Annotated in this window: 6 protein-coding genes and 2 tRNA genes; 5 read left to right on the top strand and 3 right to left on the bottom strand. The window is 51.1% G+C overall.

What is annotated here, in order from left to right:
• Positions 1-12: 12 nt before the first annotated feature.
• Together MD588_RS25700 and MD588_RS25695 are read right to left on the bottom strand one after the other, a co-directional pair.
• Positions 13-88: transfer RNA gene (locus MD588_RS25700), tRNA-Phe, on the bottom strand.
• Between the two features lie 133 nt (positions 89-221).
• Positions 222-848 carry a glutathione S-transferase family protein gene (locus MD588_RS25695; protein ID WP_265700797.1) on the bottom strand — a complete coding sequence of 209 codons (627 nt, stop codon included), beginning with the start codon at positions 846-848 and terminating at the stop codon, positions 222-224.
• A 457-nt stretch (positions 849-1,305) separates the two neighbouring features.
• On the opposite strand from MD588_RS25695, the gene MD588_RS25690 reads away from it, so the two are divergent.
• From MD588_RS25690 to MD588_RS25670, 5 genes are all read left to right on the top strand, one after another.
• On the top strand, positions 1,306-3,342 hold the full coding sequence (locus MD588_RS25690) for a prolyl oligopeptidase family serine peptidase (RefSeq protein WP_265700796.1): 2,037 nt from the start codon (positions 1,306-1,308) through the stop codon (positions 3,340-3,342).
• Between the two features lie 204 nt (positions 3,343-3,546).
• Positions 3,547-5,697 (top strand): TonB-dependent hemoglobin/transferrin/lactoferrin family receptor, encoded by a 2,151-nt coding sequence (locus MD588_RS25685; RefSeq protein ID WP_265700794.1) that lies wholly within the window; start codon positions 3,547-3,549, stop codon positions 5,695-5,697.
• Positions 5,698-5,708: 11 nt separating this feature from the next.
• Positions 5,709-7,994, top strand: coding sequence for a proprotein convertase P-domain-containing protein (locus MD588_RS25680; RefSeq protein ID WP_265700792.1), 2,286 nt, complete (start codon positions 5,709-5,711; stop codon positions 7,992-7,994).
• 16 nt (positions 7,995-8,010) lie between these two features.
• A complete protein-coding gene (locus tag MD588_RS25675) occupies positions 8,011-9,459 on the top strand; it encodes an Lcl domain-containing protein (protein ID WP_265700791.1) in 1,449 nt (482 codons plus the stop codon).
• Between the two features lie 10 nt (positions 9,460-9,469).
• Entirely contained in the window at positions 9,470-10,033 is a 564-nt protein-coding gene (locus tag MD588_RS25670) for an Lcl C-terminal domain-containing protein (RefSeq protein WP_265700789.1), read from the top strand.
• A 243-nt stretch (positions 10,034-10,276) separates the two neighbouring features.
• On the opposite strand, the gene MD588_RS25665 is transcribed toward MD588_RS25670, so the two are convergent.
• Positions 10,277-10,352, bottom strand: a tRNA-Asn gene (locus tag MD588_RS25665).
• Positions 10,353-10,414 lie beyond the last annotated feature (62 nt).

Genomic DNA, 10,414 nt, shown 5'->3' with positions numbered 1-10,414 from the left:
CAAAAGAAGAAATGGTGCCTCGAGGCGGAATCGAACCACCGACACGAGGATTTTCAATCCTCTGCTCTACCGACTGAGCTATCGAGGCAACGGGGCGCATTAAAAAGGTTTTCGGTCTTTGCGTCAACGGTTTTTTCATAAAAAAAGCACGACCTTTGCTTTTTTATGCTGATTGCTCGTATTTTGAGCTCCAAGAGGTGCTTAAAGTAGATGAAGAGACGTTAATTGTCGGTTAATGCCTGCTGCTCATGGTTTAACGCACGCAAGAGTGCTGGTCGTCGACTCATGTTCTGGCGGTATTTTTCCAGCTTTTGAGGGAGTTTTTGATCAAACTTTACCGCCCAGTTCAACGTGTGGGTCAGCAATATATCGGCAACGGTAGGAAAGTTGCCGAGGAGGAAAGCACTATCAGGTAGCCAGCTCTCAGCGGTCTGTACTGCTTTCTTGAACTCCCAACTGGCGACTGGGAGCATTTCGGGCAAACGGATAGGCTCCGGAAGCGCGAACTTGTGCTTTCCCATGGACCATAAAGGCTGTTCAAGCTCAGTAATAATAAAACTGACCCATTCCATGTGCCTGGCAGACACTGCTGTTGCGGGTTCTGGTAGCCAGTGTGTGCCGTATTTTTCCGCCAGGTAAATACAAATTGCTGCTGACTCCGTGATCACTATGTCTTCATCATAGAGTGTTGGCACTTTACCTTGCGGACAAAGAAGTAGGTATTCTGCAGATTTATGCTCACCTTTGGCAAAGTTAACTAATTGATATTGCCACTCCAGTCCGAGCTCTTCTAACAGCCAAGAAACGCGTAAAGAACGGGTTCTGGGATAGCCATATAGCGTGATCATTCTGTCTTCCTTGTTGGTGGTTGCAAAGTACCTGTGGGTATAAAGATAGTCGATATATAACCAAGCCCGGTGGTACGGGCTTCTTAGTATTGCGAAGAAGCCTGGTGTAGAAATGGGACTGCCGTGACACATCTTTGAGTTTTTCGCACACGTGCTGGTTCTCATTTGAGTATTAACTCGACTATTTTATTAAATTTGCGTGATGTGAATCACAAAACAGTGGTGGTAATGAAAATCAATTGCTATTGATAATTGATCTCATTTGTATTGGGGTGCATTATGCACACCGATTTATTGCTGGCGAAATATCGCTTTTATTTATGTTTGTGCTCAATAGATGCTGTTGGTTTCCCATTGTCTCGATGTTCTGTTGTTGGGAAGCTTTAATTGAGACTATTCGGCCGTCTTTGCTGTGTGAGGTTATCCGGTGAGATTTGGAAGAACGATCAGATTTATTATGGTTAGTATTACGCTGTTAGCCAGCTTGCATGTTGGTGCTGCTGAATCTGTATCGGTTTTATCTGAACCTGAACTGGCTGATAACTATCAATGGCTTCGAGATGACAGCCGGCAGTCCGAGCGGGTTTTGAGTTTCTTGCGACAGGAGAATCTGTATACCGCCAACAGCCTTCAGCCACAGGCTAAATTGGCCGAGGAGCTCCTTGATGAATGGAAGCAGCGTGCGGTTAAGCGCGGCCAGCAGCCTTGGTTATTGCGTGGTGACTACAACTATCGAATCGAATCTGTCCAGGGCGTGCGGCAGCTTAACCGCCAGCAGGCGAGTAGCGGTCAAGTCCTGACTGTCGTCAATTTGACTGAGCGAGCGGCCGCTGCTTCTTATTACCAGCTGGCAGCCTGGGCTGAGAGTCCCGATCATCGATATGTCGCCCTAGCGGAAGATCGTCGTGGCGATCGTAATTACCAGATTGCTATTGTCGATACCCAATCAGGCAAGGTTACCGAGTCTATCGTTGCCAATGGTTCAACGGATCTGGTGTGGAGCCAGGACAGTAAGAATCTGTACTTGGTTGAAAACGAAGCCGAGACCTACCGCCCATACCGAGTCCTTCGATATCAGCTGAGCAGCGGCTTGAAAACGGCACTTTACCAAGAAAAGAACCTGGCATGGCTTGTCTCTGTCTATAAGGCAACCTCCGGTAACTACGGGATCGTGCAGTCAAATAACCATAACACTAGCGAGCAGCAATTAATTGAACTCGATAGTGGGACTCTGCTCGGGACTATCCGTCCGCGTGAATCTGGCATTGAATACTATGCCGATGTACAAGCGGATAATTTGTATCTTTCCTCCAACATTGATGGTTCGATGGCGCTCTATCAAGCCCAGCTTGGCGATACAAAATCGCCGTGGCAACCATTATGGCGCCCGTCTGCCGGGCAGCATTTGAAGAACTGGCTGCTTTACCAGCAAGCGATTGTTCTGGAAGTTAGCCACAAGCAGAATAGTGATGTTGTCGTGCTGGATTACCAGGGCAAAATTCGCTATCAGCTTCCTATTACCCCGGAAGGCGGCGTCGCCTGGCTGTCACGCAACGGGTGGAGCCAGAGCCCGACCGTCCGGATCCGCAGTATGTCGATGGCCCAGCCGCCGCAATGGCTTGAGCTTGATCTACAAAGCTATCAGTTAAAGGTGCTGTCAGAAGATCGCTACCCCAATCTGGAGCCCTCGCTATATCGCAGTGAGCAGTTGATGGTTAAAACCGGCGAAGTCAGTGTACCTGTCTCGTTGGTCTATCGCCCAGATCGCCTGACTCAGAACTCGGCAGTACTGCTTTACGGCTATGGCGCCTATGGCACGCCGATGCGACCGTACTTTATGGCGCAGGTGATGAGCTTGCTCGATCGCGGAATGATCTATGCGATCGCTCATGTCCGTGGCGGGGGGTATCTAGGCCCCGATTGGTACCTTGAAGGAAAAGGGCTAAACAAGCCAAACAGCATTGCAGACTTTGTTGCCGTTGCTGATGTTTTAACGTTATTTAAGCAAGGCCGGCAGCGACCGATATTGGCGATGGGTGGCAGTGCCGGCGGTACGCTGGTGGCAGCAGCGCTGAACCAGCGCCCCGAACTGTTTGCCGGTGCGGTACTTCAGGTTCCTTTTGTCGATGTGATTAACACCATGGCGGATCCCTCTTTACCGTTAACTCGGCAGGAGTATGCCGAATGGGGGGATCCGAGCAAGCCCGAGCAATTTGCGGTCATGGAAACCTATAGCCCTTACGACAATATCAAAGATCAGGCTTATCCCCCGATGCTGGTGACAGCGGGGTTGTTTGACAGCCAGGTCCCTTATTGGGAAGCGGCGAAGTGGGTAGCCAAGCTACGGGAGCATTCGAGCCTGCCAGGTCCCTATCTGCTGGAAACCAATATGGAGGGGGGGCATATGCAAGACCCGCGCAGGGCTTCACAGCAACAGGCGAAAGAGTACGCGTTTCTCTTGACGCTGGCGCAGAAAGCTTCCGCATCACCTTAATCTAAAACCGATATTTGTGCTCATCTGGCCTGATTTTGACTGGCCGGAGGGGCCTTTGCATGCCCGGATCCTGCCCAATAGACGTTGCAGCTCGGGAGATTAATAACAATTGTCCGGCAGTACTGTTATCTGTACGGGCAAAGCGGAGCGGCCGGAAGTCGCTGGCTCCGCTTGATAATAACAATATTGCCGGAGAGCCACTCGATGTCATTAAAGCCTATGCAACTCAAGCCCTTGTCCGTTGCCATTATCAGTGCCCTGACGTTTCCTTTTCATGCCTTGGCCGAAGATGTCTCGGTGTTTGAGCCTGTTGTTGTCACCGCACAGAAAATTGAACAGCCATTGTCGAAAACCAATGGCTCTGTTGCGGTGATCACCAATGAAGATCTTGAGCGCGAGGGGGCGACGGAGCTATATGATGCGCTGAGCCATGAGCCGGGCGTGAGCGTGACGGGAGGCGCTGGGCGACCACAGAACATCACCATTCGCGGGATGTCTGGTAACCGCATTGCTGTCGTTAAAGACGGAGTGAGAGTGGCCGACGGCTATGGTGCCAACGATATCAATGATGTCGCCGGCTTTAACAGCTTCGATTTGGGTGACGTTAAGCAGATCGAAGTGGTGAAGGGAGCGGGTTCATCGCTCTACGGTTCCGGCGCGATTGGCGGGGTGGTGGTACTGACCTCTAAGTCGCCGGAAGATTACCTCGGCAGTAATGATAGCTACCTCGATGTCGAAGCGGGTTATAGCGGGATCAGTGAAAAGTACAATACTGCTGTTACGGCAGCCAAACGTATTGGAGATACGGAGAACCTGCTGCGACTGAGTTATTGGGATGGTAATGAAACCAGAAACTATTCCGAAGATCTCTATATGCGCCAGGTAGAGGGTTACAACGCGGCCCTGACCAGTGAATGGTTTGTCAATGATGCCTGGATGCTGAAGGGAAAAGTCGAGTATTACCATCAAAATATGCTACGCAACGATGGTATCCCACCCGTGCAGGAAGACGGTAAGGGCTGGTATTCCAAGTCATTCCGTGAAGATGCAGATATTAACACCCTTCAAGCCAAGCTGGGTGCCGAGTGGGAAGGTGAGAGGCTGCTGGCCGATCAGGCTGATTTCAGTGTTTACTACCGCCAAACAGAAAACATCGGTGATAAAGATATCACCATGAAGCGAATACAAGAAGGGCTGGAATACCAGCGCCGCCAGATGGAAACCCGCAAGTTTACCGATACCTTGATCGGCGGCTCTGCCGAGATGCAAAAGCAGCTTGAAACTGGTCGCGTCAGCCACGCTATCGCCTGGGGCGTTGAGCTGGAGTGGCTTGAGCATGAGCGCCCGATCCGCAAGGCTCAGCTTGACTGGAACGGAAACATTATAGCTGCTTATGAGCCGTTTGCGGCTGCGACTACCCAGCGTGCCGGTATATATATCCATGACATGATTGAGCTGGGGCAGTGGAATGTTACCCCGAGCCTGCGTTTTGACTATCAGCATCTTTCACCGACCAGTAGCAATACCATCGGTGATCATGAGGTGAAAGAATCCTCCAGCAGCGAGTTGTCGCCGAGTCTGGCAGTCGGTTACCTGTGGACGGACTCTCTCAATACTTACCTAAGTTACAGTCATGGTTTCCGAGCGCCTTCGTATGACAAGGCCTATGGCTATGTGCCGCATATGTCTAACGGCCTGGCGAACTTTGTGATCACGCCAAATCCCGACCTGAAAGCCGAAACCAGCGATAATTTCGAGCTGGGCAGCAAGTACGATGACGGGAAGCTGTCTGTGTATGGCGCGGTATTCTATTCCCTGTTTGATGACTTTATTGACCATAAAACAGTGAATTGGAATGAAGACATCAAAGCATCGGAAGTGCAGTACATGAACCTTGACGGGGTGAAAACCTATGGTGCCGAGCTGACGGCCGGCTACTGGTTTGATAGCCACTTCCAGCTTGTGAGTAAGCTTGGCATCGTCGATGGTGAAGATGACAACGGCGAGCCTATCCGAAACCTGACCCCATTGGAAGGCAACACCGAGCTGAGCTACCACAAACGGTTTGATGCGTTTGTACGGGTTAACTACGCCGGTTCAATGGATCGCACGCCTGGCTGCCAAAACGAACAGCAAATAAAGGAAGAGTGCGCGACTACTTCTGGCTGGATGACCGTCGATTTGGGGGCCGGTTATGACATTATCCCGGACCTGCGTATTAATGTTGCGATTCACAACTTGTTTGATCGTGAATATACCCGTTACCAGGATGTTGCCGGGGTGACTGAGTCCCAGACGCTTTACTCTTCTGAGCCGGGCCGCTACTTCAACGTTAATGCTAAGTACAGCTTCTAGGAGATGCCGTGATGAGAAAGTTATTCCTTGCGGCAGCTATTGCCGCCAGCTATCCGGCTGCAGCGACTTCGATTGTACCTCATCTGGAGTATCCGCTTGAGACCCTAGCGGTATCCGATGTCGCCGATGCCTTGCGTATGGTGCAGTCACGCTATGACGATACCGAAACCCTGGTGCATCGCTATACCGTAACCAGTCTGTTGGGCACTCATTACAACTTTGTCCAGACTAACGCTGCTGGTGAGCCGTGTAACGGGGCAATTGTGGTTTCGACCGACCGCGATGGTCAACTGTATCGGATCTTCAATACATTAGTGGATGATCCTGCAGGATGTGAGGTCAACTTGCCACTGCCACCAAGGCCGCACCAGCTGGCAGAGCCACCAACGGGTGAATCGGCTACAGCATCAATGACGGTGTTTGACCCGGATCCGCGCACTGCGACCGGCCAAGATCTGGAAGCGGGGCATAGCAACGTTGATAACATGGTGATCCCTGCTGAGGCCTATAAGACGGTCAGCGGGATCGAAGTGACACGCCATGATGGAAAGCTGTATCTGGCCAACAGCCGGGTGATGGCCGTTGATATTACCGAGATGACTGAGCTGGGCCTGGGCCCAACCCAGGGCATCATTTCAGTCAATGATGGCGAAGACTTTAGCTTTACCCGCGAACAGGCGGCATTTCGTGATGTGAATGCCTTTTTCCATCTTGATCATTCACTGCAATATCTGACTAAGCTCGGATTTCACGGTAATAAGACGCTGTTTACCGCGCCGATGAAAATCGATGCCCAGGGGCAATCAGGTAACAATTCGACCTACCTCAGTGATATTGGCATGCTGGCGATGGGTGTCGGCGGGGTACCAGACAGCGAAGATGCGGATGTGGTACTGCATGAATTTGGTCATGCCATCAATGAGAAGCTGGTGCCGGACTGGAAAGCTGGTGACAGCGCTGCGATGGGTGAGGGGTTCAGTGATTACTGGGCTGGGGCATATAGCTTCTGGGTCCAGCGGGATCGCGTTGAAAAGTTTGAGCTGGATCTGTTCTCTAACTGGGACGGGATCACCGGGGCACTGAAATCCCAGCGTTCGCTCAATGATCGTGACGCTCGTTATTATCCAGAATTTGATTATCGTGCCCATGTCTCGGTGATGGGTACATTGAGTGATCAGCTCTGGTCAACACCGTTATTCCAGACCCTGAAGCAGGCTGTTGACCTTTATGGCGAATCAGCTTTTGACGAATTCAACCAGATCGTGCTTGAAGGCATGGCCGGGATGGGGTACGGCGCCAAGATGTACGATGTGGCCCGCTCGACAGTCGATGCAGCAGCCCGTCTCCAGCCCCAGAAAGCCTATGCTCGATTGCTGGTAACGCAGTTTAAATATCATCAGATCATCCGCGATGATGTGGTTCTTGCGCAAAGCTCTGCGTTGATCCGCAGTCGCGATGGCAAGACATTTACTTTACCGGCTGCCATCACCAATGTCAGTGGCAAGCCGTTGGCAAGTTACCGTGCAGAATTGTCGCTACCTGAAGCTGGTTGGCTGCAGGTCGTGGATAAAGAAACGGTCGCCGCAGGGGCACAGGATCTTCTTGGCACTGCGATTAACCTGCCCGCCTCCCTACAGTGCGGGGCCCCCCTTACTTTGAATGCACAAATTGCAGTCACCCGCACTGAAGGGCAAAAGCCGCTCAGCCTGGAGCAGGAAATTCGCTTTATTTATGGCGAGCCGGAGTTTGCGATTGCCCCGCAACAGCTGAATCAGCCACTTGCGGATGCTCGTGAGGCACCGACGGGAAACAAGCTATTACTGGGTGAAAACTTGTTTGCTCTCAAAGTTGATCAGGCCGCTGGCGTTGCCGGCAATGATTTCTCAATTTATCTCTCGCTGGAGCATGCCCGCCTTTCTGATCTGAAAGTCGTGGTACGTGCCCCGTCTGGGCGCAGCATCACCCTGACCGATTACCAAATGATGCCGATGGCAGGATATGAGCACCTCTATACCCTGGCCAACATCCCAGAGCTTGAAAGCTGGGTGGGTGAACCTCTCTCCGGTAACTGGACGCTTGATATCACGGATCGGGTTGAAGGTGCGAGTGGCCACATCCAAAGCTGGGGGATTGGCCCGGTGACAAAATTCCAGTGCTCGGCTTCATCAGATAGCAGTGGCAGTAAGGAAACAACACCGCCCGCTAAAGGTTCATCGGGAGGCAGCCTGGGAATTTATAGCCTGCTGGCGGGTCTGCTGTTGGCCGGTGTACGACGCAAAGCTAAAAACAATCGATAACGACAAAGAGATTCCTATGAAAACAACGCAATTAGCCTTGTTGCCAATTGCCATTACATTTGCCTTAACTGGTTGTGGTGGTTCTGATGGCGATAGCAATAAAAGTGGTGAGGCACCCACTTATGAAGTAGCGGCAACTTTATCATCAGCCAATGTTGGTATGCCTTTCACTGTTTGCGCCGATTTTGACCGTGACTGGTCTTGTGGATCGGGTGAGCCAAGCATCCAGTCTGAGCAACAGACATTTATGCTTAAAAGTGCGGATATTAAGATCAAGATCTCGCCATTATTGGTGAAGGCACCTCTGACCGGAAACGGAACAAGAAGTGCAACCGCAAATGTGGTGCTGGCGACTCCTGCGGTTGGTGAAAGCAGCAGCAACCTGATCAATGGTGTTACCACCTTGGTGGTGGGGGAGATGCTGCTGGGCAGCAGCAAGGAACAGGCGGTGGCAAAAGTGGCAGCTAATATCAAAGCCCTTGGCATCACTCCTTCGGCAGATTTGCTGACTGCAAGTGATGATCCGGCCGTTGCCGAGTTTGAACAGCAGGTCGTAAATGTATTGGGCCAAATGGCTAAGCGTAGCGAGTCGTATGACAGGCTGGTGGCCGGTACAGCAAAAGGGGTGGCAATTTATGGCCAAGAGATCCTTGATGGCTCGCTGACAGAGTCACAACTTGATGAGCTGGCGACGTTGGGCATGATCGCGAGCCAAGCGATGAATGATACCGGTTTGGTGAAGCATTTTAACCTTGCGACCGGCCAGCTGACGGATGAGCCGGATAGTGGGGCTCCGGGGCAGGATGCCAGCTACGGGTTAGATGTAACGGATGGTGGTTTTAAGTTCACCAAGCTGGATGCCAAGGGGCAGCCATTGGCTGCAGATAGTGAAACCTGGCAGTGTGTGAAAGATGATCGTACTGGGCTGGTTTGGGAACACAAGGCTGATGATAAGAGCTCATATCGTGACAAGCATCGGATGTTTGCCTATGAAACAGCAACGCTGAAGCCGCATCAGGAAGATCTGAAAATCGCATCCTGTACTACTGATGGGGTTGAGGTATGTACCACCCTGGAATATGCCAATGAGCTGAATGGCGAGGGTTATTGCGGTAAAACAAACTGGCGCGTGCCAACCATGAACGAGCAATACGATCTGCTCGATTTTGGTGAAACGGCAAAAGATGCGGCAGGCAACATATATGGCCTTAGCGTGAAATTCTTCAATGATCTGGTGATTGGTGAAGGAGAGCTACCTTATGGCATCTACTGGGCATCGACGCTCTTACGAACAGACCCGGGTTATACCAGTGGTAAGCATTTAACTCACCTTACTCAGATGACGAATGTAGAAGAGAGCAGTGCTATGGGGGAAATGACCGCTTACTATGGCTTATGTGAAGCCGGTCAGTCTGAAGAGTGTATTTCTCCAAATGCATTAACATTGCGTATGGTTGCGGAATAAGGAGCGGATGATGTTGAAGAAAACCTTGCTGGCGCTGACTTGTGCCTTTGCTGTCGCCGGAAATGCTTCTGCAGCCATGCAGTCTTGTTATACCGATTTACCTGGCAGTGCGCCAGATATCCGTTTCCAGGATAACAATAACGGTACGGTAACGGATCTGAAGACAAATTTGGTGTGGCGTCGCTGTCTAATTGGAACAAGTTGGGATCAGAAAGCACAGAGCTGTGTTGGTGAGCCGACCGGCTTTAAATGGAAAGCAGCATTGTTCCATACCGAGCATAATGAAAAAGGTGCTGGTTATGGTGGGATGAAAAACTGGCGCCTGCCTAATATTAAAGAGCTGGTCAGTCTGCGGGAAGTCGCTTGTATTTCACCTGCGGTGAACCTGAAGGCATTCCCTAGCTTTATCCGCAAGGAAGCGGATCAGTGGGCTGTAACGTCGACTGTGTGGTCGGCGACGGCGAATGAGAATAATCAGGAAATTCTCACCCTTGGTTTGAATGATGGCATGGTCATGCTATACGGCTATCAGGATAGTGAATTGGGGGTTTTACTTGTCAGTGACGGCCAGTAAAGCAGTAAACCGCAGCCCGATGGCTGCGGTTTTTTTATATCCTGATAAAGCCCCTCGCAAAGGCCTGAGCCGTTATTGTCGAACAAGCAGGCATAAAAAAAGCCTCGTCCGAAGACAAGGCTTTCTTTGTTTGGCTCCCCCTGCGGGACTCAACGGGGGCGCCTAGCTCTGCGACAATTAGCGCGGAGCGGTAACAAACAGGCATAAAAAAAGCCTCGTCCGAAGACAAGGCTTTCTTTAATTTGGCTCCCCCTGCGGGACTCGAACCTGCGACATACGGATTAACAGTCCGCCGTTCTACCAACTGAACTAAGGGGGAATTGTACTTTTTAACAAGATGTCTTGGACACCAAGTTTAAATATGGTGCCTCGAGGCGGAAT

The organism is Photobacterium obscurum (assembly GCF_026191635.1).
In the GTDB taxonomy this organism is placed as follows: Bacteria; Pseudomonadota; Gammaproteobacteria; order Enterobacterales; family Vibrionaceae; genus Photobacterium; species Photobacterium obscurum.
This window is presented reverse-complemented; position numbering and strand designations above follow the sequence as displayed.